Below are 1010 nucleotides of genomic sequence, written 5' to 3'. Positions count from 1 at the left end.
GCGGAAGGCGAGCCCGACCTGCTCTTCATCGACCTGCACCTGCTGCACGAGGTGACCAGCCCGCAGGCGTTCGACGGCCTGCGCAAGGCCGGCCGGCGGGTGCGGCGCACCGACCTGACCATCGCCACCGAGGACCACAACACCCCCACTCTCGACATCGACAAGCCCATCGCCGATCCGGTCTCGCGCACCCAGCTGGAGACGCTGCGCAAGAACTGCGCGGAGTTCGGGGTGCGGCTGCACCCGCTGGGCGATGTGGAGCAGGGCGTGGTCCACGTGGTGGGACCGCAGCTGGGACTGACCCAGCCGGGCACCACCGTGGTCTGCGGCGACAGCCACACCTCCACCCACGGCGCGTTCGGCGCGCTGGCCTTCGGCATCGGCACCAGCCAGGTCGAGCACGTGCTGGCCACCCAGACGCTGCCGCTGGCCCCGTTCAAGACGATGGCGGTCACCGTCGAGGGCGAGCTGCCCGCCGGCGTCGGCGCCAAGGACCTGATCCTGGCGGTCATCGCCCGGATCGGCACCGGCGGCGGCCAGGGCTACGTCATCGAATACCGCGGCCGGGCCATCGAGAAGCTCTCGATGGAGGCCCGGATGACCGTCTGCAACATGTCCATCGAGGCGGGCGCCCGGGCCGGGATGATCGCCCCGGACGCCACCACCTTCGCCTACCTCAAGGACCGCGACCACGCCCCCCGGGGCCAGGAGTGGGAGGCGGCCGTCGCCTACTGGCAGACGCTGCGCACCGACGACGACGCGGTCTTCGACCACGAGGTGGTCATCGACGCCGCCGCGCTGGCGCCGTTCGTGACCTGGGGCACCAACCCCGGCCAGGGCGCCCCCCTTTCGGCCGCGGTCCCCGACCCGGCTTCGTACGAAGACGCATCGGAGCGCCACGCCGCCGAACGGGCCCTTGCCTACATGGGGTTGCGCGCCGGGCAGCCGCTGCGCGACATCCGGGTGGACACCGTCTTCGTAGGTTCGTGCACCAACGGCCGCATCGAGGA

At 71.8% G+C, this 1010-nt stretch carries 1 protein-coding gene; it reads left to right on the top strand.

Features of this window, described 5'->3' with window-relative positions; all coding sequences use genetic code 11:
• Nucleotides 1-1010, top strand: a 1010-nt coding sequence (locus ACFV57_RS42680) for a 3-isopropylmalate dehydratase large subunit (protein WP_385244706.1), incomplete at both ends; no start/stop codon positions are given.

It is taken from the genome of Streptomyces sp. NPDC059788, from assembly GCF_042732265.1.
Classification (GTDB): domain Bacteria; phylum Actinomycetota; class Actinomycetes; order Streptomycetales; family Streptomycetaceae; genus Streptomyces.
This window is presented reverse-complemented; position numbering and strand designations above follow the sequence as displayed.